The sequence below is a fragment of the Pseudarthrobacter sp. NamB4 genome, assembly GCF_005796185.1.
Classification (GTDB): domain Bacteria; phylum Actinomycetota; class Actinomycetes; order Actinomycetales; family Micrococcaceae; genus Arthrobacter.
In genome coordinates this window covers 47,590-69,498 of record NZ_VAHM01000003.1, presented here as the reverse complement: position 1 = coordinate 69,498, position 21,909 = coordinate 47,590, and the positions used below count along the sequence as shown (strand labels likewise).

The window sequence follows — 21,909 nt, the reverse complement described above, 5'->3', positions numbered from 1 at the left end:
CAATGCCGCGCATCCGCCTGCTGGTCCCCGGCAACATTCACCACCACTCCGGCGGCAACGCCTACAACGCCCGGCTGGTGCAGGGCTTGAAGGCGTTGGGTACCGACGTCGAGGTGCTGGCCGTTGAGGGCTCCTGGCCCTACGCGAGTGCCAGTGCACGACGGCAGTTGGGCAGCCTCTTGGGGGCATGGGAAACTGCGGCGGGTCCTGAGCCCGCCCTGAACCTCGTGGACGGGCTGATCGCCATGGGTGCACCGGACGAGCTGGAATTTGCGGCCAAAGCCGGGCGGAAAACATGGGTGCTTGTGCATATGCCTGCCCCGGCACACCACGACTTTGAAGCGCGTTCCTTGCGCGCGGCCACCGGCGTTGTGTGCACCAGCACCTGGGCCAGCAAAGTCCTGGAAGAACGCCACGGGCTCTACGGATTCCATGTTGCCCTTCCCGGCACCGACCCGGCTCCCCCGGCGAAAGGGTCCGTTCCGCCGCACATCATCGTGGTTGCAGCGCTCCTGCCCAACAAGGACCAATTGCTCACGGTTTCAGCGTTCGCCGGGCTCCGGGACCTCGAATGGACCGCATCATTCGTGGGATCTGACCAGGCAGATGAGGAATATGCCGCGAAAGTCCGTGCAGCAGTACGGGACCAAGGGCTGGACGATCGCATGCGGCTCACGGGGGAGTTGACCGGCGAAGCGCTGGAAAGCGAATGGAACCGCGCAAACCTCAGCCTGCTGGTGTCCCGCGCAGAGGCCTTTGGCATGGTGGTAACCGAATCGCTGGCCCGCGGCATTCCGGTGATCGTGCGTGACGGGACGGGCGCAGTGGAGGCGCTTCGCCTGGGCTGTTCCAAACAGAATGACTCAAAAGAATACGACTTGAAGGAAGACGACGACGGGCGGCGGCTGCCGGGAGCCAAGGTGACCCTTCCCGCAGATGATGATCCGGCTAATCCCGCCCTGCTTGCCGAGGTGGTGAGGCGCTGGTTGACGGATGAAGGGACCAGGGCAGCCTGGCGGGCAAGGGCGGAGGAGGCAAGGGGCCGGCTGCCGGGCTGGGACCAGACAGCCGCGGGGGTGTTGGAGGTGATGTTCGCCGGCCATTCCACCTGATCCCGGAGCCGCCAGGCCCACCATAACGGGAACATCCGGGCCACCCGCGCTGTCAATTCCAGTGGAGCAAAAGCATCGTGAACACTACGAATTACACAGCATTGATCATTCCGGCCGAGGGCACCGAGCCCATCTGTCTGCAGCGCGTCGGAGCCGATCCAGGAGCATTGGAGGACCTGGTGGGGGGCGCCGTCGGGGCGCTCATCCGGGGAGACTGGCACGTCTATTTGAATGCGGAAGCGCAAGTCGGCAGCGTTCCAGAGCATCTCACCAAGTTGGCGGAACTTCTCTTGGGCGGCGCGAAGGCCGCGTAACCAAGAACCCCAATGGCGATGAAGCACGAAAGGAAACCGGCCGGACGCAAAGCCAAGTGGACTAGAGCCGGGTGCGGTGGCCGGCGAAGAACTCCCGGAGCAGTTCGGCGCACTCCGCTTCCCGGACGCCCGGGTACACCTCAACCCAGTGGTTCAGGCGGCGCTCGCGGAGCACGTCAAACACGGAGCCGGCTGCCCCTGCCTTTTCATCCCAGGCCCCGAAAACCACCCGTGGAATCCGCGCCAGGACAATGGCCCCGGCGCACATCGCGCAGGGTTCGAGGGTGACCACCAGCGTGCAGTCGGCCAGCCGCCAACCGTCGCCGCTGCCACCGTCGAGCAGTGCAAGCTGCCGCAGCCGCTCAGCCGCCTCCCTGATCGCCAGCACCTCGGCGTGGGCGGTGGGGTCTCCCAGTTCCTCCCGCTGGTTCCGTCCGGAACCCAGCACAACGCCGTCGGGTCCTATCACCACGGCACCGATCGGCACATCCTCAGTGACGAGGGCGCGGCGGGCTTCGGCAAGGGCAAGGCCCATCCAGGCGTGGTGCTTCTTCTCTGCGGAGGCCATGGCTCAATGATAGTTTCGAAGGATACCCAGAGCCCGTGACGCAGATCCGCCGGGAGGCGCAGTGAGCACAGTCCGAGACCGCGTGGACAAGTGGATCAAGCCGTATGCCGCGCTGTGGCTGACCATGATCGTCGGCGGAGCGCTGGTGATTGGCATGGCCCTCCTGGGCGCCGAAGTCTACTCAGACGTTGTGGATGAGGAAGGGCTGGCCAGGCTAGATATTCCTGCCTTGGAATACTCCCAGTCACTTCGGAATCCTGAAACCGATGCCTTCGCCACCGGCTTCACCAACGTAGGGGGCGGGATAGGTATGCCCATCCTCGCCAGCATCCTCACCGCTTGGCTGACGTTCCTGAGCAGGACGTGGCGGCCCATCGTGCTGGTGGGCGGCGCGGCGCTGGTTTCCACCACAGCCACCACGATGGGCAAGCGGCTGGTGGGCCGGACCCGCCCGGACCACTCCGAGGCCGTGCCACCGTTCGAGCACACACCGTCCTTTCCGAGTGGCCACACCCTGAACACCACGGTGGTGATAGGCGTCCTGCTCTACCTCATGTGCCTTCAGTTCCAGGCGCTGTGGGCCAGGATTACCGCCATAACCGCCGGCATCATCTTCATAATTGCAATGGGCCTGAGCAGGGTGTTCCTCGGCCACCACTGGCTGACCGATGTTATGGCCGGCTGGTTCCTGGGGCTTGCCTGGGTAGGCATCGTTATCCTCGCCCACCGGCTGTTCCACCTGATGCGGCGAAGGGAGCAAGCCGGGCCCGCTCCCACGTTCGAACACCCCCTGGTGCGCGACGTCGTTGCCGATCCGGTGCACCATGACGGACGGCATACCGCCCACGGCGAGGACAAGCCCGGGTGATAGTTTTGACCCATGCGCACTCTCGTTGTGGACCACCCACTGGTCGCCCATAAGCTCACCGTCCTCAGGGACAAGAACACGCCGTCGCCGGTCTTCCGGCAGCTGACGGAGGAGCTGGTGACCCTCCTTGCCTACGAGGCCACGCGCGAGGTCCGCACCGAACCGGTCACCATCGAAACGCCCGTCAGCAGCACCGTGGGTACGGCATTCACCAAACCCACTCCGCTGGTGGTACCCATCCTGCGGGCGGGACTGGGAATGCTCGAGGGCATGACCAAACTCGTGCCCACCGCCGAAGTGGGTTTCCTGGGCATGGCCCGCGACGAGGAAACCCTGGACATCATCACCTACGCCGAGCGCCTCCCCGAGAACCTCACCGGCCGGCAGATCTTCGTCCTGGACCCGATGCTGGCCACCGGCGGAACACTCCGTGAAGCCATCAAGTTCCTGTTCAGGCGCGGCGCCTCGGATGTCACCTGCATTTGCCTTCTCGCCGCTCCGGAAGGGCTCTCGAAGCTTGAGGAAGAACTTTCCGGGGATAACGTGACCATCGTCCTGGCATCCATTGATGAGAAGCTCAACGGGAAGTCCTACATCGTCCCCGGCCTCGGCGACGCGGGAGACCGCCTGTACGGCATCGCGGGCTAGGACTCAAGCCTTTCCTGCTCCCCGCCACTTCTACGTCAACCAGGTGGGCTTCAACGCGGACTTCGATGAGCGGCCCACCGACGCCATCAGGTTCGTGCAGCTGACGCCTCCCGGCTCGGCCTGTTCCATCTGCATCGGGGAAGGGCTTACGGACGCGCCGCCGGGCACCGGCTCGAACCTCCAGCTCGTGGTCAACGACATCCAGGCAGCCCATGACCACCTGAAGGGCAACGGGGTGGACGTCAGCGACGTGGACATCCAGGACTGGGGCCATTTTGTATACTTTGCCGACCCCGCCGGGAACCGCTGGGCGGTGCAGTACATCCCTGGCCGGGACGCGCGTTAAAGCACTGAGCCCCCCTCCTTCCAGCTCCAGCCAAGGCACGCCGACGGCGGTGTGCCGGGACAGGCGCGTACGGAGCGGAAAAACGGGAGACTCAGAGGCAGCCGGGTTTAGTACCAGTTATTTGCGTAGTGGAAGTTCAGGGCTCCACAGGGCGTCTGGTAGCGCTCCTGGATGTAGTCCAGTCCCCAGTTGATCTGGGTGCGGTAGTTGGTGAGGTAGTCGGCCCCGGCGCTGGCCATTTTCTCGGCCGGCAGGGACTGAACAATGCCGTAGGCGCCGCTGCTGGGGTTAGTGGCCGTGGTGGTCCAATCAGATTCCTTGTCCCACAGGGTGACCAGGCACTGCATCTGGTCCTGGGCCCAGCCGTAGGAAGCCAACTGGCCGGCGGCGTAGGCTTGGGCGCCGGCGGGGTCATTGACTGCGACGACGGGTGCGGGCTCCGGAGCAGGAGCGGGCGCAGGAGCCGGTTCTGGTGCCGGCGCAGGAGCCGGTTCTGGTGCCGGCGCAGGCTCAGCTGCGGGGGCGGGGTCGGCGGCTGCGGCGGGAGCCGGCTCAGCCGCCTGCGGCACAACATTGATCGGCTCGGCCGAAGGTGCAGGGTTGGCCTGAATCTCGCTCTGCTCGATGCTGAGCTTGGACTGGGCCTCGGCAGCCTGCGTCTCCGTAACTGCCACGCGTTTGACGGCGTCAGTGGCATGGCCCGCGGCTCCTACCCCAACAAGGAGTGCGCAGGAAGCTGCAACGATTGCGGCGCGCTGGCTGAAGGACGGGATTTTGCCGGCGGCACGCGGGGAATCGGCTTCAGGCCCGGATTTTGGGCGTGCTTTTGCAAGGATTTTTGACATGATGGATCGCCTCTCACACCTGCGGAGTTAGCTGTCGGGTTCGGATGAGGGCATCCGGCCACACGGAAAATCACGCGCTGGCTTAACCCCAAGGGCAACTGAATGCCCGGGACGGTGGGTCCCCCGCCTCTGCCTTTTGCTCAAGCGGAATCCGGGAAGCGGCAGAGCTTGGCGTCATCCGGATATGCGGCCCGAACGGGACCCGCACCCAATCGACGGTACAGGAGCGCACCGCTTAAGTCACATTTTGGTAACAGAGATCACGGGCGGCGGCGTGCCGCGTTGCGCTCCTGCCCAGTCTTTCCCCGTTTCTGCAGCGGGGGAAGCTGGATCGAAACTGGGTGCATCCGGGCTGTGACGTTACCGTTACCCGCCCCCATGGGCCTCGGTATTGGACTCGGCGATGGACGTCCGAGGCCGCTGGTTCCTTCACCTGCAGCAGCTCCAGGGCCGCCGGCTGTGCCCGCCCAGCGCGCGTCTGCGCGGGCGAACCGTGCAAAGACCTGGTCCACGAGCTCCGCCATGACGTTCTCGTCACGCTGGCATTCCTGTGCGCAAGCTGTGAATGCCAACCTAACGAGTGGAATTTTGCAATCACCCGTTCTTCTGCGCTGAATCCGGCTCCTCTGCTCCTCAACAGGAAAATTTTTCCTGTCCAGGGAAACGCCGACTGGACAGGCCGGAAGTGCGGGGAGGAAAATTTCCGCCTTGCGCCACTTCCTGAACGAAAACGCAGAGACTAGGGGTAGTGCCGAAGAATGTTCTCGAAAACCCGGTGCAGAACCGCCGCTGTCGGATAACAGCTGTTATTTTCTGCGGTCCGCCGAAATCGTGATTTGCGCCACGTTAGCCGTTTTAGTCTCACCATGCGGACGATTGCGTCCATTGTTACTTGCAAGTTGTCATTGTTACGCTGCACACTTCCAATGTGAACAAGAACTCAACAGCACCTGCAGCCGCAGAATATTGGCCCAGCACATCCGCTGCTGCCGACATGCGCTGTTGTCGAATGTGCGCCTGACCTTCCCACCCTCCGAAGTTCTTAGGCATTCGCCCCCCAGCCCAGCGTCGGGCGCCCTTTCCCAGTTCGCAGTGCGGGGCAACCCAGCATTCGGGCCGTGATGACGGCCATTCACATTGAGGTAAGCACACATGTCAGTTGCATCTGGATACGTCCACATTTCTGTCCGTAACGCCGCCAAGGCCGGCCAGCCCTCGGGCCTCCGTCCCGGCTTTGGACCGCGCCCGGCCGTTTCCCCCTCTTCTTCGGGAAGCAGCTTCCCTTCGCAGGGCTATGCGCCGCAGGGCTTCAACCCCAATTCCTACGGACAGCTCCGTGCCGTCCAGCCTGCTGAAACAGCGCCCATGACCGCTCCCACCCCGGTTGTCGCCGGGCCCAACGCCGTTCGTCCTGTCGCCAACGACAACGTCGCCCGCGGCTTCGTCCTGTACATGGGCATCGATGAAGAGACCGCAGCGGCGGCCGGAACGTCCATTGCCAAGCTGGCCCAGGAGATCCGGGCCTACGCCCAGTCCCTGGTCGCGGGAGCCGAGAGCTACGCCGCAGTTGCGGTAGCCCCCGCCGGCACTCCCGGTTCCGCGCTTGACGTCGTCCGCTCCACCTTTGGCGATCCCACAGTCAATACCCGCCAGCGCAGCGAAGCACCCCGCCCCCCGCAGGCCCAGGAGCCGCGCCCGTCCGGCGTCCTGATTGACCTGGCCCGCCGGGAAGTCCACCTGGACGGCGAGTCGCTCAACCTCACCTTCAAGGAGTTCGAACTCCTGAACTACCTCGTGGAGAACGGCACACGCACTGTCGGCCGCGATGAGCTCCTCGAAGGCCTGTGGCGCAATGCCGAAGAGGTGCCCAACGAGCGCACCATCGACGTCCACATCCGCCGCCTGCGCTCCAAGCTCGGCCGACTCGCCAACACTGTCCGCACGGTCCGTGGCCAGGGCTACCGGTTCTATGAGCACCCCGAGGTGGTTGTCTGGGCCGCTCCGGAGTACTCGATCTAGCTGCTTCACGAATGCGTCCATCCCACTGGGGCGGGCGCTTTCGCTTTTGCTGACACCCTTCGAACAGAAGCAGTGGCCTCCGCGGCTGGGAAACTGCGTGCCTGGCGTGAACGTTTATAGGCCGCATTCGCTGCTCTTGGCTGGGCGTTAGGCTAAGGCCATGAGTGAGCACCATCTTCGGCGACTTGTGATCATGCGGCATGCCAAGGCTGACTGGCCTGGCGGGGTGGCTGACCATGAACGTCCACTGGAGGAGCGGGGGCATCGGGAAGCGCCCCTGGCAGGGCGCTGGCTGCTCAAACACAACATTGTCCCCGACTTCATCCTCTGCTCCAGCGCACTGCGCACCCGGCAAACGTGCACCTGGGTCTGCTCTGAACTCGGTGACAAAGCGCCCACACCCAAGCTTGAAGATGGCCTGTACGCAGCCTCAGCGCTGCGGATGCTGACGGTAATCAACCATGTTCCGGATACGGTCACCACGCTGATGCTGATTGCGCATCTGCCCGGCGTGCAGGACCTCGCCATGCATCTTGCCTCCAGGGACTCCGACCACGACGCCTACATGGATGCAGCCACCCGGTACCCCACCAACGCACTCACCGTTCTTGAAACCGACAAGTCGTGGGCGGAGCTGGACGGGCAGGACGCACGCATCACCAGATTCAAGGTTCCGCGGGCGCACTAGCTGCTACGCGCCGGCGGCAGCGCCGGCGTCAGCGGCGGGAGGCCGCGCCACTCCCGGACCGGGGTGCGGGCTTGGTTGAAGGTGAAGCAGACGACGACGGCCGCTTGGCTGCCGCTGCAGGAGAGCCTGCAGGAGCGCGGAGGCCGCCCGTTCCCCCGCCGGCTGCCCGCGGGGGCGTTCCGCGCTGCCCTGCGGCCCCTGCTGCCCGCTGTAGGGTGGGTTTTCGCTGGCGAGTTCCTGCGGCCCCCGGGCGGCCGGCCGCCGTCGCAGCCCGTCGCTTTGCCATTGTGGCCTTCCCGCCCGGGCTCCGCAGCCGCCGTCCTACTGGCCAGGCCGTGCCGAGGAACAGGACCAGCAGCGTGCCCAGGGCCGCCCCGGCAGCCGCGAAAAAGTAGTTGTCCGGGTCGCCGGTGGGAAGCGGTGTGCCTATAAAGGACGATTCCCCGCTAAATGCCCGTTCCCAGGTGCTGAGGAAGGCCAGCGAAAAAGCAATCGTCAGGCTGGTTCCAGCACCGGCAGCGAGCAGGGCAAGGCGGCGCCCCCGGTTAAGGATTTCCATGATGCAGGCGAGGCATGCCAGAGCCAGGACGCCGGCGAACGCCACAAACACCGGTTCGGCGAGCGTCATCCCGGTCAGCACCAGCAGGCCGGCTGCAACGATGCCGGTGATGACTGCAAATTTTCCGCTGTACCCCATGCACTCCATCATCCCTGAGGCGCACGCTCCTTCAGCACCTGGCCCCGCAGTCTGGCCGGGATTGCCGCAACGCTTTAGTCACGCTGCTGCCGTTCCGTCTACACAGCTCAGAGTCCGTACTTCTCCAGCAGCCGCAGCCACACCTCGCTGATCGTCGGATACGAGGGGACGGCATGCCAAAGCCTGGCCAGCGGCACTTCGCCCACCACAGCGATGGTGGCAGCGTGCAGGAGTTCGGAGACGTCCGGGCCGGCGAAAGTGGCTCCCAGCAGGACCTGCCGGTCCTCGTCAACCACCAATTGCGCCCAGCCCTCGTAGTTCTCCGCATGCAACGAGGAACCTGCCACCTGGATGGGAAGCTCCACTGAGGAAGCGTTGTACCCGTCGTCGCGGGCAGCTTCCAAGGTGCGGCCAACCGTCGCCAGCTCAGGATCCGTGAACACCACGTTGGGTACCGCGTGCTGGTTTGCTGTCTGGGCGTAGCGGCTCCAAACCTCCGGCGTCCCGGCGAGCTCTCCTTTCGCCCGCGCTGCGATCGCGTCTCCGGTTGCCCGGGCCTCGTACTTTCCCTGGTGCGTCAGGAGGTTCTTGCCGGCCGCGTCGCCCACCGCATACAGCCAGGGTTCGTCCCCCGGAGTTTCCTGCACCAGGCCCGAGCTGTCCGTGCTGAGATCCAGTTGTCCATGCTGGTCCGGCTCGAAGCCAATACCCTCCAGCCCCAGGCCATCGAGGGCGGGATGTCGGCCAGTGGCAACCAGTACCTTGTTTGCGGTGATGAACGTCCCGTCGCCCAGTTGCACGGCGAAAGTGTCGTCGTCGTTGCCGCAGATGCTCCTCGTTTCGGTATTGAGGCGGATCTCCACTCCATCCGCGCGCAGGCCGGCAGCCACCAGCGTGGCGGCCTCCTCGGGGTATTTCCTTAGCAGTCTGCTGCGTGCCACCAGCGTTACCGCGGACCCAAGGCGGGCGTATGCCTGGGCCAGTTCAGTGCCGGCTACCCCGCCACCCAGGACGGCAAGCCGCTCCGGAACTTCATGGGCAGAAGTTGCTTCCCGGGTGCCCCACACCTGCAGGTGCTCCAGCCCTGGGACAGGAGGTAAGTTCGGCACGGATCCGGTGGCCAGGACCACTGCATGGCGTGCCAGCAACTGGTGGGACGTTCCGTCCAAACCTGCCACTTCAACGCTTTTGGCTGCGGTAAGCCAGGCATGGCCCCTGATGAGGCCGATTCCCGAGTCCTTCACCCACGCAACCTGGCTGTCATCCTGCCAGTTGGACGTGAAGTAGTCCCTGCGCTTGAGGACGGCCGCAGCGTCCAGTGTCCGCGTGACAGCTTCCTTGGCGCCGGGGGTTGTCTGGGCGCCGTGCAGGGCAGTACCGGGCCTCAGCAGCGCCTTGGACGGCATGCACGCCCAGTAGGAGCATTCCCCGCCCACAAGTTCGGCCTCCACCAGCACCGCGGACAAGCCGCCTTGCACCACTCGGTCCGCTACGTTTTCCCCCACGGCACCGGCGCCGATCACAATAACGTCATATTCCTGCTTAACAGGCTGGGGCATCATGGGGACAGCCTACGCCGGGGCAGGCGGGAGTTGCCTGTGCAGCGGGTGGGTCGGCTCGCCCCCAAGATGGGGCTGCTAACCCACGAGATGTCTTACCTGCTTAACGCAGAAGGTCCGCACCGGCGAGCCGGTGCGGACCTTGTCTGTGCGCCCAAAGGGATTCGAACCCCTGACCTTCTGTTCCGTAGACAGACGCTCTATCCAGCTGAGCTATGGGCGCATCTCGTGTTCCTGGAGGAGAACCGCTCTCCCTGAACCTCGAATTACTTTACGCGAGGGTGGGCCGTCGTGCCAAATCGAAACCTATGTAATCTGCACGACTAGACCGGTCTAGGTGACCTTCGTCACTTAATTGCACTGTGTGCTGCCACTTTCCCTTGAATTTCCGCGGAAACCCATTTTTGTGTCGGGATTTGGTCAGTATGCGACCAAAAAACTGGAGTGGTCCGGACCATAGCATTTAGCACACACCGATGAACCCGAGGAAGGGAACCGAAATGGGCGATCTGGCGCAGAAGCCGCTGCTTGATAACGCACCCACCACACATGCCGGACTACTGGCATGGGTCGAGGAGGTTGCTGAGCTAACGCAGCCGGACCGTATCTACTGGGTTGACGGCTCCGAAGAGGAGAACACCCGTCTCACCGACGAGCTGGTGGCAGCAGGAACGCTGACCCGCCTGAACCAGGATCTCTTCCCCAACTCTTTCGCGGCCTTCTCCGATCCAGCGGACGTGGCCCGCGTCGAAGAGCAGACCTTTATCTGCTCCGAAAACAAGCGCGACGCGGGGTTCACCAACAACTGGATGGACCCGGCCCGGATGAAGGAGAAGCTGCGCGGCCTGTTCGCCGGCTCCATGCGCGGCCGCACCATGTACGTCATCCCGTTCGTCATGGGCCACCTCGACGCCGAGGATCCCAAGTTCGGCGTCGAAATCACGGACAGCGCCTACGTCGTTGCGTCCATGCGCATCATGGCCCGCATCGGCACTGACGTCCTGAACCGCATCACCGAAACCAACGCCTTCTTCGTCCCGGCGCTCCACTCCCTCGGCGCGCCGCTGCAACCGGGCCAGGAAGACGTGCCGTGGCCTTGCAACCCGGACAAGTGGATTGTCCACTTCCCCGAAGAGCGGTCCATCTGGTCCTTCGGCTCCGGTTACGGCGGCAACGCCCTGCTCGGCAAGAAGTGCTACGCCCTGCGCATCGCGTCCGTCATGGCCCGCGATGAGGGCTGGCTGGCCGAGCACATGCTTATCCTCAAGCTGACTTCCCCCGAGCAGAAGACGTACTACGTCTCCGCCGCCTTCCCCTCCGCCTGCGGCAAGACCAACCTGGCGCTGCTCGACCCCACCATCGAAGGCTGGAAGGTTGAGACCCTCGGCGACGACATCACCTGGATGCGGTTCGGCAAGGAAGGCGAGCTGCGTGCAGTCAACCCAGAGGCCGGCCTCTTCGGTGTTGCGCCCGGCACAGGCTGGGGCACCAACCCCAACGCCATGCGTGCCATCGCCAAGGGCAACAGCATCTTCACCAATGTGGCACTGACCGACGACGGCGGTGTCTGGTGGGAGGGCATGACGGACGAGGTGCCGGGGCACCTCACCGACTGGCAGGGCAACTCCTGGACCCCCGCTTCCGACAAGCCTGCGGCCCACCCGAATTCCCGGTTCTGCACTCCCATCGACCAGATTGACATGCTGGCCGAGGAGTACTACAGCCCTGAGGGTGTCGAGCTTTCCGCCATCCTGTTCGGCGGCCGGCGCAAGACCACCATCCCGCTGGTTACCCAGGCACGCAGCTGGTCCAACGGCATCTTCATGGGCGCAACGCTTTCCTCGGAAACCACTGCGGCGGCGGCCGGTGCCGTCGGCGTCGTGCGCCGCGACCCCATGGCCATGCTGCCCTTCATCGGCTACGACGCCGGTGACTACCTGAACCATTGGGTCAACCTGTCCGCGAAGGCAAACCCGGAGCGGCTGCCCGCCATTTTCCTGGTCAACTGGTTCCGTCGGAACTCTGAGGGCGGCTTCGCCTGGCCCGGGTTCGGCGACAACGCCCGCGTGCTCAAGTGGGCGATCGAGCGCCTCGAAGGCAAGGCTGACGCCGTGGACACCCCGATCGGTTTCGTGCCGAGCGGCGACGCCATCGACCTTGCGGGCCTGGACATGACCCCTGCACAGGTGGAAGAGGCCGTGAAGGTCGACCCCACCGAGTGGGCCGCGGAACTTGCCTCCATTGAGGAATGGTTTGCGAACTTCGGTGGCTCACTGCCGGACGCGCTCCGGTCGGAGCTCGAAGGCCTGAAAGCCAGGCTGGGCTGAAAGCTCCGCCGCTGAGGACAACGGCGTCCTAAATACGACGGCCCCGCACCTGTTTCGAAAAGGTGCGGGGCCGTCGTCGTTCCCCACCCGCCCCCTTGCCTCCCAAGCTCGGCAAGGGAACCCGGCCGGCGTGGGCCCACCCATGTCAGCTGGCGAACCAGATGTCCGGGCCGAAAACTTTGTAGTGGATCCGGGTGGCCGGGATGCCGGCATTGATGGCCTCGTTCCGGATGTTCTTCATGAAGGGGTGATGTACTGGCCGGGGTGCTGGGGGTATCGTCGGCCGGCTCGGGCGTGAAGGTGATGGAGCCTGCGCCGGCCGGCGTCTTGCCCGCGACCCGCCATGGCATCCACATCCGGTGGTTGTCCTGCGCGGCGTAGAGGCCCTATTCAAGCTGGATAAGGGCGTCGGCATCAGCCAGTACACCTCGGTCCAGGCCTCGGCGATTTCCGGAGTGATGACCTCTGCCAGGTCCTCGGCGATGGCGGCGGACACGTGCTCGTACACTACGTGGTACTGGGGCTCGGTGATGCCCAGGTAGGCGTGCCGGTGGGCGATGCGCGAGAGCACTCGGGGAGGGTGCCGGGGTTGTTCACGAGGTGCATGGCGAAGGCCGCAATGCTGCCCGCCAGCGCCTAATGCCGGTTGCCGGAGCGCTCAATGGAGCGGCTGAAAAGGACATGAAGGACTTCAGAGTGTGCAGCGAACAGGCGGGCACAGAACTTGGGCATGATGCAACGGTCCGGGACCCCACCAGGGGCAGCGTTGCTTCGATGACGGGGCGGCATTTTTCCGAGAGCGGGGAACTCCTGAGGGTAGCGGCGGGGGCGTTCGTTCGGCCTTCGCAAGTGCCTGCCTCCGAGATGCAAGTATCAGCACGGCTCAGCCGGGAGCCGCCGGTCCGGCCCGAACCACCGGCGGCCGCGAGTACCATCAGGGCCCGCAGGCTGACGTCGGCAAGTGCGTTGATCTTCATGGGCGGCAGGCCGGTCTAGTCCACCCAGATGGCAGGCTTGTTCGTGTCAGCGCTCAACTCGCCGAACTCCCATGTCTGGGTTCCGGCATTAGGGGAGTAGGGGAGTACCGCGGCGAAAACAGAACCATCGCTGTGCTCGGCTGCAACGTGGATCGCGTCCGAGTCTTCCTCAACCAGCAGGATGTCGCAGACTATTGCAGCAGCCCGGAAATCCTCCCGATTTTGCCTCAGCAGGGCTGTAAGGTCGCTGATCATCGCGTCGGCATCGAAGTCGCCGTCAGAACCTTCCACGGCATCTGCCGGGGACACCGCAACAAGCCGCACCTCGCCGTCGTTCTGTACTGTCAGTGCGAAGGGCAGGAAGCCGCCGTTGCGCTGGAGCTGCTCCTGGGCGGCGCTGATGCCCGTGCCCAGGAGGTTCTCCAGGTCCGTGGCGGTGCTTTCCGGCACAGAATCCCGCCAGGAGGCCGGCTCCTGGGAGCCGTCATCCCGGGAACCGTGTCCTTCGATGGCCGGACCGGTTTCTTCGGTCATGCTGCCCTATGCCCGGACAAGGGACAGGACCCGGTCCCGGATCCGTTCCATGGTTGCGCGGTCTGTAGCTTCGGCATTGAGCCGGAGAAAGGGCTCGGTGTTGGACGGGCGCAGGTTGAACCAGTAGCTGCCGTCGTTGGCCGTGAACGTGCTGCCGTCCAGGCTGTCGATGGTGATGTCCTCGCCGGCGAAGTCTGCGCGAACGCGCTCCACTGCGGCGGGCTTGTCATCGACTTCGGAGTTGATCTCACCTGAGCTGACGTAGGGCTCGTACTCGCGGCCCAGCTCCGAAAGCGGTCCGTCCTGCTCGCCCAGCGCGGCCAGAACATGCATCGCCGCAAGCATGCCGGTGTCGGCGTTCCAAAAGTCGCGGAAGTAGAAATGGGCTGAGTGCTCGCCGCCGAACACGGCGCCTTCCTCCGCCATGACTGCCTTGATGAAGGAATGGCCCACACGCGTGCGGACCGGCCGTCCGCCGTCGTGCTCCACCAGCTCGGACACCGCACGGGAGCAAAGAAGGTTGTGGATGATCGTGGGGGTGGCCTCCCCCTGGGCCTTCGCGCGGGCAATTTCACGGCGCGCTACCATGCCGGTGATGGCCGACGGCGATACGGGATCGCCCTTCTCGTCCACCACGAAGCAGCGGTCGGCATCACCGTCAAAGGCCAGGCCGATGTCCGCGCCGTGCTCGATCACCGCGGCCTGCAGGTCGCGCAGGTTCTCCGGTTCCAGCGGGTTGGCAGGGTGGTTGGGGAAAGAACCGTCCAGCTCGAAGTACAGCGGAACGATGTCCAGCGGCAGCTTGGGAAGCAGGGTGTCGCCCAGCACTGCCGGGGTGGTGAGGCCGGCCATGCCGTTGCCTGCATCCACAACCACCTTGAGCGGACGGGAATTAGACAGATCAACGAGTTTGCGGAGGTATTCCGAATAGTCCTTCAGGACGTCGCGGACGCTGATGTGGCCGCGGCTTCCCGCTGCCGGAATTGAACCTTCGTTGAGGTACTGCTCAGCAAGGGCCTGGATGTCCTTGAGGCCTGTTTCCGAGGAAATGGGCACGGCACCGGCCTTGGACATCTTGATCCCGTTGTAGCCGGCAGGATTGTGGCTGGCGGTGAAGGTGGCACCGGCGCGGTTGTAGAAGCCGCAGGCGAAGTAGAGCTCGTCGGTGGAAATCAGGTCCAGCAGCTCAACGTTGGCGCCCCGGGTGGCTGCGCCGTTGGCGAAGGCCTTGCTGAACTCCGGGGAGGAAGGACGCATGTCGCCACCCACCAGGATGGTCTGGCCTGCAAGCTGCAGGATGTCCACGAACGCCGCCCCCACGGCTTCGACAATTTCGGCGGTGATGGTCTGGCCCACGATGCCCCGGACGTCATACGCCTTGAAGGATCCCGAAAGGTCAAAAGTCGTTGTCTGTTCGCTAGTCACGGGCTTTATCTTACGGGCAAGCCTGGAGCTGGTGGCCGGGTTGCGCAGGCCAGGCCGTCTTATGTGCGGGCAATATGTGGAGCCTCAGGGTTTCCACATAGCACATCGCAGGGTGCCGGCTATCGGAGGGGGCTGGGATACTGAATCAATGGTCGATAACCAGTACGCCACGGTAATTACTGATCCTGCTCCTGCCTCCGCCACCCATGGCCAGGCCCTGGAGGTCCTCCGCGAACTGGTGGGCAACCCGGAGGCGGGCTTCCATGAGGGCCAATTTGAGGCGATAGAGGCACTGGTCGACGGCGGCCGGCGGGCTCTGGTGGTCCAGCGGACAGGGTGGGGAAAATCAGCCGTTTATTTCGTGGCCTCGCTGTTGCTGCGGCGCAGAGGGGCCGGGCCCACCCTCATCGTCTCGCCCCTGCTTGCCCTGATGCGGGACCAGGTGGCCGCAGCCGCCCGGGCAGGGGTCCGTGCGGTGGCGATCAACTCCGCCAACCAGCTGGAATGGGACAATGTCCGCGAACAGCTGGCCGCCGACCAGGTGGACGTCCTTCTGGTGTCCCCGGAGCGGCTGACCAATCCGTCTTTCCGGGAGAACCAGCTCCCCGAACTTATCCGGCGCACCGGCCTGCTGGTGATCGACGAGGCCCACTGCATATCGGACTGGGGCCACGACTTCCGGCCAGATTACCGCAGGATCGCTGACCTGATCACGCAGCTGCCGGACTCGGTCCCGGTGCTGGCTACCACTGCCACCGCCAACTCCCGGGTGGTGCACGATATCGAAGAGCAGCTCGGCGTGGGCGTCCTGACCATCCGCGGTGCCTTGGGCAGGGACTCGCTGCGGCTGGGTGTCCTGTCCCTGCCGGACGCCAAACAGCGGCTGGGCTGGCTGCTGACCCATCTCACCGACCTTCCCGGCAGCGGAATCATCTACACGTTGACCGTTTCTGCGGCGGAAGACACCGCCAGGCTTCTGGCGGAAGCCGGCCACGATGTGCTGGCCTACACCGGCCGCACGGACCCCGCGGACAGGGAACGCGCCGAACAGCTGCTGAAGGACAACCAAGTCAAGGCGCTGGTGGCCACCTCCGCCCTGGGGATGGGCTTCGACAAGCCTGACTTGGGTTTTGTTGTCCACCTGGGCGCCCCGTCCTCGCCGGTGGCGTACTACCAGCAGGTGGGGCGTGCCGGCCGTGGTGCAGCCAACGCTGATGTCCTGCTCCTGCCCGGCACCGAAGACCGGGATATCTGGCAGTACTTCGCCACCGCATCCATGCCCTCGGAGGAGAAAGCAGCGGCCGTTCTCACGGCACTGGCCGAAGCAGGCACAGCCCTCTCCACGGTGGCACTGGAAGCCCGGGTCGATCTTCGCCGGACTCCGCTGGAGCTGCTGCTGAAGGTGCTGTCCGTGGACGGCGCAGTGGAGCGGGTGGGCGGCGGATGGCGGTCCACCGGGCAGCCCTGGGTTTACGATGCCGAGCGGTACCAGCGGATTGCCGAAGCCCGTGTGGACGAGCAGGACTCCATGGTGATTTACCAGGACACCGCTGGTTGCCGGATGGAATACATCACGTCCGTCCTTGACGACGAGACCGCTCATCCCTGTGGCAGGTGCGACAACTGCGCGGGGCGCTGGTTCCCGGCAGAGATAGACGAAACAGCTACCGCTGCAGCCGGGCAGACCCTCAGCAGGGCTGGTGGTGTGCTGGAGGCAAGGCTGCAGTGGCCCAGCGGGATGGACCGCCTTGGCGTTCCGGTCAAAGGCAAGCTGAAACCTGCAGAAGGACTCGCCGAAGGGCGGGTCCTGGCGCGGTTGACGGACCTTGGCTGGGGTGGCGCCCTGCGCGAGCTGTTTGCGGCCGGCGCGCCGGACCGTCCCGTGGAGCCGGGCATGCTGCAGGCGTGCGTGCAGGTCCTGCGCGAATGGGGCGCCGGGGATACCCGCACTCCGGGCTGGAGCGGAGCGGGACGGCCTGCCGGCATTGTCAGCATCCCTTCGCGATCCAAGCCCGAACTTGTGGGTTCCCTCGCGCAAGGCATCTCTGGAATTGGCCGCATCCCCTACTTGGGTGAGCTGCAGTTGGCCCACGGCGGCCCTACGGGGAGCCGCGGTGGCAACAGCGCCTACCGCCTGGCCGGGGTGTGGGACCGCCTGGTGGTGGGGCCGGAGCTCGAGGCCGCGCTGGCTTCCCTCCAGGGCGGCAGCGTGATGCTGGTCGACGACATCGTGGACAGCAGGTGGACGCTCACTGTCGCCGGCCGCGCCCTTCGCCAGGCAGGCGCGGGCGCTGTGCTTCCGCTGGCCCTCGCGCAAGCCGCCTGAGCCTGGGCCGCCTGAGCCTGGGCCGCCTGAGCCTGGGCCGGCTGAGCCCAAGCCGTCGCGGCCCAGGCTGGGTTACCTCAGGCAGGCCGGGGCCCAGTCCGGTTTGCCTCCGGCCGGCTGACTTCTGCTCCTGCATGGCGCGGCAGGAAGAGGCTGTCGGCGGTGCTGGCCAGCATCAGCACGGCCATGGCCAGGAAGGCGCCGCGGAATGGCCCTGCGGGATCCTGTGGGAAGGCCGCAAGCCCGTCAAAGGACCGGATCAGGAGGGCCGCGACGGCGATGCCGGTACCGGTGCCGAGCTGGACCAGGGTGGCTGAGACGGTATTGGCGGACGTGAGTTGGGCCGGCACAATGTCGGCGTACTGCACCGACGCGTAGGCCGAAAAGCCGATGGAGCGGAAGGCTCCGCTGCACACGAGCAGGGCGAAGGTCAGCGCCTGCGGCGTCTCGGGCGTCAGCAGGGCACAGAGGACAAAGGTCACCGCCGACGCCAGGGAAGCGAAGACCAGCATTGCCTTGAAGCCGAAACGCCTGATGAGGGGTGTGGTGGCGGGTTTGATGCCAATGTTGCCGATGAAAACCGCGGCCAGCATGATGCCTGCATGCAGCGGGGACCAGCCGAACCCTTGCTGGAACATCAGCGGAAGGAGGAAGGGTATTGAGCTGATGGTCAGCCGGTAGATGAAGCCGCCGGTGGCCATCGCCCTGAAGGTACGGGTGCGAAAGACGCCCAGGTCAAAGAGCGGGTTCACGCTGCGGCGCATCCACAGGACAGCGGCAGCCAGGGCCGCTGCTCCTGAAAAGGCACTGATGCCGGCCCAGGGAAGATCGGGATGGGTGCTGGCCAGTTCCAGCCCCACCACCAAGGCTCCAACTCCGGCCGTGGTGAGAAGCAGGCCTGGCCAGTCCAGCCTTCGGCCGGGATCACCGGCAGTGGCAGGGACCAGCCGGAAAGCGGTGATGAAGGCCGCGGCGCCTAGCGGAAGGTTGATCAGGAAGATCCAGTGCCAGGACAAGTACGTGGTGAACGCACCGCCCACCAGCGGGGCCAGGACCGGCGCCAGCAGGCCGGGCCAGACAAGGAACGCGGTTGCACGCAGGAGCTCGGATTTTGGGGTTCCCCGCAGCACCACCAGGGTTCCCACCGGTACCATCATGGCCCCGCCGGTACCCTGCAGGATGCGGCTGGCCGTCAGCATGGAAAGGTCCTGGCTGAGGGAGCAGGCCAGGGATGCGATGGTGAACACCGCGATGGCGAGGCAGAAGACCCGCCGTGCGCCGAACCGCTCGGCCAGCCAGCCACTGAGGGGAATTCCCACAGCCACGGTTAACAAATACGCGGTCATGGTGATGTTGACGTCGGCAGCAGGCACAGCGAAGTCGGCAGCGATGTTGGGGATGGCCGTCGTGAGGACGGTGCCGTCGAGGAACTCCATGAAGAACGTCGCGGCCACCAGGAGCGCGAGGCGGGGGTTCCAGACCTGCGTGGTTCCTGATCCCTCAGCCACCTTGTTGCTTGCTGCCATCCGCTTATCCTGCCACCGGCGGAACGGGCAACGCGCAGGGTGTCCGGTCCCCGGACCGGGTACGCAGTAGGCCCCGGTCCGGGGACCGGGGCCAAACGCGGAGACGGGGGGATTTGAACCCCCGGTCGAGTTTAACCCCGACCCTTCATTAGCAGTGAAGTCCATTCGGCCGCTCTGGCACGTCTCCAATTGCTATTCCTAGCCCACCAAGGATACGCAGATCCGGGCATCCAGTGCAAAACGGCTCACCGCCGGGCTGCCCGCACCATCCGGACCTCACGAAGGTTCTCCCAGTCCACCAAAATGTCCTCGGCGCCATCGGGTTCAAACCCGAAGCGGCGGTAGAACGCGATGGCCTTCGCATTTTCGGCTGCGACCCAGAGGCTCGCCGCCTCACCCCCGAGCGCGGCTTCCAGAAGCTGCCGTCCCAGCCCCAGCCCCTGGTGCGATGCCAACAGGTAGAGGCCCCACAGTTCAAGGCTGCCGGACGGCGGCGGCGGGACAGGATGCGTTTGATCCCCGGCCGGCACGTGGCGGACGCCGGCGAAACCAACCACCGTGCCGCCGTCGCACGCCGCCCACGCCTCAGCCGGTTCGGGGCGGTCCAACAGCGACCGCCACAGTGCCAACCGGTTGGCCGAGTCCACAGCTGACAGAAACGCCCCGGACAGCATCCCTCGGTACGTTTCCCGCCAGCAGCGAAGGTGGACTTCCGCCAGCCCCTCCACATCGGAAGCGGCAGCACGCCGCACCATCAGCACCGGCGTCATCCGGTTCTGCCGGCCAGCGCCCTCCACAGGAAGTGCTGGCTGCGGGCCTGCAGCGCCGCGGCCTGCCGATTGTCAGACGCCCCGGCGTGCCCGCCCTCAAGTGCTTCGTGGAACCAGACATTCGGGATGCCCATCGCCAGCATGCGGGCCGCCATCTTGCGGGCCTGCACCGGACCCACCCGGTCATCCGAGGTAGCCGTCCAAATGAACGTTTCCGGGTACTCCACGCCGTCCTTGAGCAGATGGTAGGGGGAGAAAGTCTTGATGAACTCCCACTGCTCCGGCACGTCCGGGTCGCCATATTCGGCAATCCAGGAGTGGCCGGCCGAGAGCCTGGTGTAGCGGCGCATGTCCAGCAGAGGCACGCCGCAGGAGACTGCGCCGAAAAGCTCGGGGTACCGGGTCAGCATGTTGCCCACCAACAGCCCGCCGTTGGACCCGCCCACGCAGCCCAGCCTCTCCCGGGAGGTCACCCCGCGCGATATGAGGTCCTTGGCCACCGCTGCAAAATCCTGGTAAGCCTTGTGCCGGTTTTCCTGCAATGCCGCGCGGTGCCACGCCGGCCCGTATTCGCCGCCGCCGCGGATGTTCGCCACCACGTAGACTCCGCCCCGGGAGTGCGCGGCCTGCCCGTCCGCACCCGGCACGCCGGTGGTCCGCCGCTCCAGCCAGGCCCTGCCCACCGTGCCGCTGTAGGCCGGCGTGCGGGAAACCTCGAACCCGCCGTAGCCGGAAAGCTGCGTGGGATTCTGCCCGTCCAGCGCCAGGTCCCGGGGTCCAACCTGGAAATAGGGGACGCGGGTGCCATCGTCGGACACGGCGAAGTGCTGCTGCACTTCATACTCACCGTCCGCAAAGAACGACGGCGACGACTTGACCACCGCATGCCGGCTCACCACGCCAAGTGCCTCACCAGCCTCCTGGCGACCGCCGTCGTCGTGCCCGTGTTCCAGCGTGCCGCGTTCCAGTGTGCCGCGCATCAGGGTAGTGGGGGTGGTGAAGCCGGTGGCTACCAGCCAGAAGTCGTCGCCGGCGCCGCTGTCGGCAGTGGCCCCCGCCTCGTCTTCGTCATCCACCGCGTAGGCATTGACGTCGTGCAGGGGCGGGCAGGCATCAAGGAGGGTGCAGGCCCAGGCGCTGGCGGCGCTGGAGCCATCCGCCCCAGCACCCGGCCGGGACGGATCAAGCACCCGGATCTCGGATGAGACGTCCTTGAGGAGGTTGAGCAGCAGGAAGTTGCGGGTCCAGCTCCAGGACTGGAGCGACGTGCGGGAATCCGGTGTGAACAGCACCGCAAGATCCCGGACTCCGGCGAGGTAGTCCTCGAACCCGCAGGCGAGCAACGAACCCGCCGGGTGCGTCACGGCGTTAATGGTCCAGTCCTGCTGGGGCCGGAACAGCAGCCATTCCCGGTGCGCGCTGACGTTGACATCTGTAGGAACATCGATTTGCACCCAGTCCCCGTCACGCAGCACCAGGTTCCTGCGATTGAAGAAATCGATGTAGTCAACGGCGAAGGTGCGCTCGAAGCCGGGCGTGGGGTCGTGGGCCACCACTGCCATCATGTGGTCCTGGGGGACCTCGAAGAGAAGCGGCGCTTGGGCCAATGACGCGCCCCGAGTGAGTGTCACAGCGGTCCGCGCGTAGGAGGATGCGGTCTTCGGCAGCCCCTCAGCAGTGGAAGCGACCAGCAGCGTTTCGGCGTCCAGCCAGGAAACGTTGCCCTTCGCCGTCGGCAGGTCGAAGCCGCCGTCTGCCGGGTCGACGAAGGCGCGGCGCTCCACGTCGAATTCGCGGTAACGGTTGGCGTCGCCGCCATCGGGGGAGAGGGCCAGCAGTGCAAGGCGGTAGGGCTCCCCGGCCTTTGGGCGGAGGAAGGTGGCACCGTGGAACACCCACTCCTGGCCCTCAGTGGCGGCCAGGGCGTCGACATCCAGCAGGACGTCCCATTCGGGGGAATCCGTGCAGTAGCTTTCCCAGGTGGTGCGGCGCCACAGCCCTTTCGGGTTCTGCCCGTCCTTCCAGAAGTTGTAGTACCAGTCGCCGCGCTTTCCCACCATGGCGATCCGGTCCGTGGAGTCCAGCACCTCCAGGATGCTGTCCTCGAGTTCCGCGTAGTCGGCGTCCTCCAGCAGGTCTTCCGTGCGGGAGTTCTGCTCCTTGACCCACGCAAGCTGCTCTTCGCCGTAGATGTCCTCCAGCCACGCATTCTCGTCGGTAGGCTCGGGGGCGACGCCCGAGGGGACGCCGCCGGAGGTATCGCCGGAACCGGAGGCGGGTGCTGGATCAGCTGCAGTGGTGGTCATTGGGACATCCAAACAACTTCGCTCCCCGCGGGCAAGTCACGCCGTCAGCCCGTA

18 protein-coding genes, 2 tRNA genes, 1 pseudogene and 1 riboswitch are annotated in these 21,909 nt (G+C 65.4%); of the genes and pseudogenes, 9 read left to right on the top strand and 12 right to left on the bottom strand.

Features of this window, described 5'->3' with window-relative positions; translation table 11 throughout:
- The first annotated feature begins 2 nt into the window (after positions 1-2).
- Together FDW81_RS03310 and FDW81_RS03305 are read left to right on the top strand one after the other, a co-directional pair.
- Positions 3-1,112 (top strand): glycosyltransferase family 4 protein, encoded by a 1,110-nt coding sequence (locus FDW81_RS03310; protein ID WP_138132731.1) that lies wholly within the window; start codon positions 3-5, stop codon positions 1,110-1,112.
- A 77-nt stretch (positions 1,113-1,189) separates the two neighbouring features.
- Positions 1,190-1,426 (top strand): hypothetical protein, encoded by a 237-nt coding sequence (locus FDW81_RS03305; protein WP_138132729.1) that lies wholly within the window; start codon positions 1,190-1,192, stop codon positions 1,424-1,426.
- Between the two features lie 61 nt (positions 1,427-1,487).
- On the opposite strand, the gene FDW81_RS03300 is transcribed toward FDW81_RS03305, so the two are convergent.
- Positions 1,488-1,994 carry a nucleoside deaminase gene (locus FDW81_RS03300; protein WP_138132727.1) on the bottom strand — a complete coding sequence of 169 codons (507 nt, stop codon included), beginning with the start codon at positions 1,992-1,994 and terminating at the stop codon, positions 1,488-1,490.
- A gap of 82 nt (positions 1,995-2,076) precedes the next feature.
- Here FDW81_RS03300 and FDW81_RS03295 point away from each other — a divergent pair, with 82 nt between their 5' ends.
- The 3 genes and pseudogenes from FDW81_RS03295 to FDW81_RS03285 all read left to right on the top strand — a co-directional run.
- Positions 2,077-2,862, top strand: coding sequence for a phosphatase PAP2 family protein (locus FDW81_RS03295; RefSeq protein ID WP_138132946.1), 786 nt, complete (start codon positions 2,077-2,079; stop codon positions 2,860-2,862).
- A gap of 12 nt (positions 2,863-2,874) precedes the next feature.
- Positions 2,875-3,510, top strand: coding sequence for a uracil phosphoribosyltransferase (gene upp, locus FDW81_RS03290; protein WP_138132725.1), 636 nt, complete (start codon positions 2,875-2,877; stop codon positions 3,508-3,510).
- Between the two features lie 22 nt (positions 3,511-3,532).
- A pseudogene (locus FDW81_RS03285) lies at positions 3,533-3,856 on the top strand (VOC family protein); the annotation flags it as partial.
- Positions 3,857-3,963: 107 nt separating this feature from the next.
- On the opposite strand, the gene FDW81_RS03280 reads toward FDW81_RS03285, so the two are convergent.
- Positions 3,964-4,701: a hypothetical protein gene (locus FDW81_RS03280; RefSeq protein WP_138132721.1), complete on the bottom strand. Its 738-nt coding sequence runs from the start codon at positions 4,699-4,701 to the stop codon at positions 3,964-3,966.
- Between the two features lie 5 nt (positions 4,702-4,706).
- Positions 4,707-4,868, bottom strand: a riboswitch (cyclic di-AMP (ydaO/yuaA leader).
- Positions 4,869-5,853: 985 nt separating this feature from the next.
- On the opposite strand from FDW81_RS03280, the gene FDW81_RS03270 reads away from it, so the two are divergent.
- The gene (locus FDW81_RS03270; protein ID WP_138132719.1) at positions 5,854-6,720 is read left to right on the top strand and encodes a winged helix-turn-helix domain-containing protein; all 867 of its coding nucleotides are present in this window, start codon (positions 5,854-5,856) and stop codon (positions 6,718-6,720) included.
- Between the two features lie 160 nt (positions 6,721-6,880).
- Complete coding sequence (locus FDW81_RS03265) at positions 6,881-7,408, top strand: histidine phosphatase family protein (RefSeq protein ID WP_138132717.1); 528 nt, start codon at positions 6,881-6,883, stop codon at positions 7,406-7,408.
- 28 nt (positions 7,409-7,436) lie between these two features.
- Here the strand turns inward: FDW81_RS03265 and FDW81_RS18065 are convergent, their stop codons facing one another.
- From FDW81_RS18065 to FDW81_RS03250, 3 genes are all read right to left on the bottom strand, one after another.
- The gene (locus tag FDW81_RS18065) at positions 7,437-8,105 is read right to left on the bottom strand and encodes a hypothetical protein (protein WP_171027094.1); all 669 of its coding nucleotides are present in this window, start codon (positions 8,103-8,105) and stop codon (positions 7,437-7,439) included.
- 107 nt (positions 8,106-8,212) lie between these two features.
- The gene (locus FDW81_RS03255; RefSeq protein WP_370278729.1) at positions 8,213-9,664 is read right to left on the bottom strand and encodes an NAD(P)/FAD-dependent oxidoreductase; all 1,452 of its coding nucleotides are present in this window, start codon (positions 9,662-9,664) and stop codon (positions 8,213-8,215) included.
- Between the two features lie 149 nt (positions 9,665-9,813).
- Positions 9,814-9,887: transfer RNA gene (locus tag FDW81_RS03250), tRNA-Arg, on the bottom strand.
- Positions 9,888-10,164: 277 nt separating this feature from the next.
- On the opposite strand from FDW81_RS03250, the gene FDW81_RS03245 reads away from it, so the two are divergent.
- On the top strand, positions 10,165-11,991 hold the full coding sequence (locus tag FDW81_RS03245) for a phosphoenolpyruvate carboxykinase (GTP) (protein ID WP_138132945.1): 1,827 nt from the start codon (positions 10,165-10,167) through the stop codon (positions 11,989-11,991).
- A 145-nt stretch (positions 11,992-12,136) separates the two neighbouring features.
- Here the strand turns inward: FDW81_RS03245 and FDW81_RS18675 are convergent, their stop codons facing one another.
- From FDW81_RS18675 to FDW81_RS03230, 3 genes are all read right to left on the bottom strand, one after another.
- Entirely contained in the window at positions 12,137-12,562 is a 426-nt protein-coding gene (locus FDW81_RS18675) for a hypothetical protein (RefSeq protein WP_370278699.1), read from the bottom strand.
- A gap of 421 nt (positions 12,563-12,983) precedes the next feature.
- Positions 12,984-13,502: a hypothetical protein gene (locus tag FDW81_RS03235; protein ID WP_240719885.1), complete on the bottom strand. Its 519-nt coding sequence runs from the start codon at positions 13,500-13,502 to the stop codon at positions 12,984-12,986.
- 6 nt (positions 13,503-13,508) lie between these two features.
- Positions 13,509-14,927: a phosphomannomutase/phosphoglucomutase gene (locus tag FDW81_RS03230; RefSeq protein WP_138132711.1), complete on the bottom strand. Its 1,419-nt coding sequence runs from the start codon at positions 14,925-14,927 to the stop codon at positions 13,509-13,511.
- A gap of 148 nt (positions 14,928-15,075) precedes the next feature.
- On the opposite strand from FDW81_RS03230, the gene FDW81_RS03225 reads away from it, so the two are divergent.
- Entirely contained in the window at positions 15,076-17,253 is a 2,178-nt protein-coding gene (locus tag FDW81_RS03225) for a RecQ family ATP-dependent DNA helicase (RefSeq protein WP_138132709.1), read from the top strand.
- Between the two features lie 77 nt (positions 17,254-17,330).
- On the opposite strand, the gene FDW81_RS03220 is transcribed toward FDW81_RS03225, so the two are convergent.
- The 4 genes from FDW81_RS03220 to FDW81_RS03205 all read right to left on the bottom strand — a co-directional run bounded on the left by FDW81_RS03220 (position 17,331) and on the right by FDW81_RS03205 (position 21,855).
- Positions 17,331-18,779 (bottom strand): MFS transporter, encoded by a 1,449-nt coding sequence (locus tag FDW81_RS03220; RefSeq protein ID WP_138132707.1) that lies wholly within the window; start codon positions 18,777-18,779, stop codon positions 17,331-17,333.
- A 98-nt stretch (positions 18,780-18,877) separates the two neighbouring features.
- Positions 18,878-18,966: transfer RNA gene (locus tag FDW81_RS03215), tRNA-Ser, on the bottom strand.
- A gap of 58 nt (positions 18,967-19,024) precedes the next feature.
- The gene (locus FDW81_RS03210) at positions 19,025-19,549 is read right to left on the bottom strand and encodes a GNAT family N-acetyltransferase (RefSeq protein ID WP_138132705.1); all 525 of its coding nucleotides are present in this window, start codon (positions 19,547-19,549) and stop codon (positions 19,025-19,027) included.
- Positions 19,546-21,855 carry a prolyl oligopeptidase family protein gene (locus FDW81_RS03205; RefSeq protein WP_138132703.1) on the bottom strand — a complete coding sequence of 770 codons (2,310 nt, stop codon included), beginning with the start codon at positions 21,853-21,855 and terminating at the stop codon, positions 19,546-19,548. Before FDW81_RS03205 ends, FDW81_RS03210 begins: the two co-directional genes overlap by 4 nt.
- Positions 21,856-21,909 lie beyond the last annotated feature (54 nt).

What these genes read in the sequence shown, in the direction of transcription:
- upp (WP_138132725.1), top strand. Translation starts at nt 2,875, where the DNA reads ATGCGCACTCTCGTTGTGGACCACCCACTGGTCGCCCATAAGCTCACC.
- FDW81_RS03220 (WP_138132707.1), bottom strand. Translation starts at nt 18,779, where the DNA reads ATGGCAGCAAGCAACAAGGTGGCTGAGGGATCAGGAACCACGCAGGTC.
- FDW81_RS03235 (WP_240719885.1), bottom strand. Translation starts at nt 13,502, where the DNA reads ATGACCGAAGAAACCGGTCCGGCCATCGAAGGACACGGTTCCCGGGAT.
- FDW81_RS03310 (WP_138132731.1), top strand. Translation starts at nt 3, where the DNA reads ATGCCGCGCATCCGCCTGCTGGTCCCCGGCAACATTCACCACCACTCC.
- FDW81_RS03255 (WP_370278729.1), bottom strand. Translation starts at nt 9,664, where the DNA reads ATGCCCCAGCCTGTTAAGCAGGAATATGACGTTATTGTGATCGGCGCC.
- FDW81_RS03300 (WP_138132727.1), bottom strand. Translation starts at nt 1,994, where the DNA reads ATGGCCTCCGCAGAGAAGAAGCACCACGCCTGGATGGGCCTTGCCCTT.
- FDW81_RS03225 (WP_138132709.1), top strand. Translation starts at nt 15,076, where the DNA reads ATGGTCGATAACCAGTACGCCACGGTAATTACTGATCCTGCTCCTGCC.
- FDW81_RS03270 (WP_138132719.1), top strand. Translation starts at nt 5,854, where the DNA reads ATGTCAGTTGCATCTGGATACGTCCACATTTCTGTCCGTAACGCCGCC.
- FDW81_RS03210 (WP_138132705.1), bottom strand. Translation starts at nt 19,549, where the DNA reads ATGACGCCGGTGCTGATGGTGCGGCGTGCTGCCGCTTCCGATGTGGAG.
- FDW81_RS03280 (WP_138132721.1), bottom strand. Translation starts at nt 4,701, where the DNA reads ATGTCAAAAATCCTTGCAAAAGCACGCCCAAAATCCGGGCCTGAAGCC.
- FDW81_RS03245 (WP_138132945.1), top strand. Translation starts at nt 10,165, where the DNA reads ATGGGCGATCTGGCGCAGAAGCCGCTGCTTGATAACGCACCCACCACA.
- FDW81_RS18065 (WP_171027094.1), bottom strand. Translation starts at nt 8,105, where the DNA reads ATGGGGTACAGCGGAAAATTTGCAGTCATCACCGGCATCGTTGCAGCC.
- FDW81_RS03265 (WP_138132717.1), top strand. Translation starts at nt 6,881, where the DNA reads ATGAGTGAGCACCATCTTCGGCGACTTGTGATCATGCGGCATGCCAAG.
- FDW81_RS03205 (WP_138132703.1), bottom strand. Translation starts at nt 21,855, where the DNA reads ATGACCACCACTGCAGCTGATCCAGCACCCGCCTCCGGTTCCGGCGAT.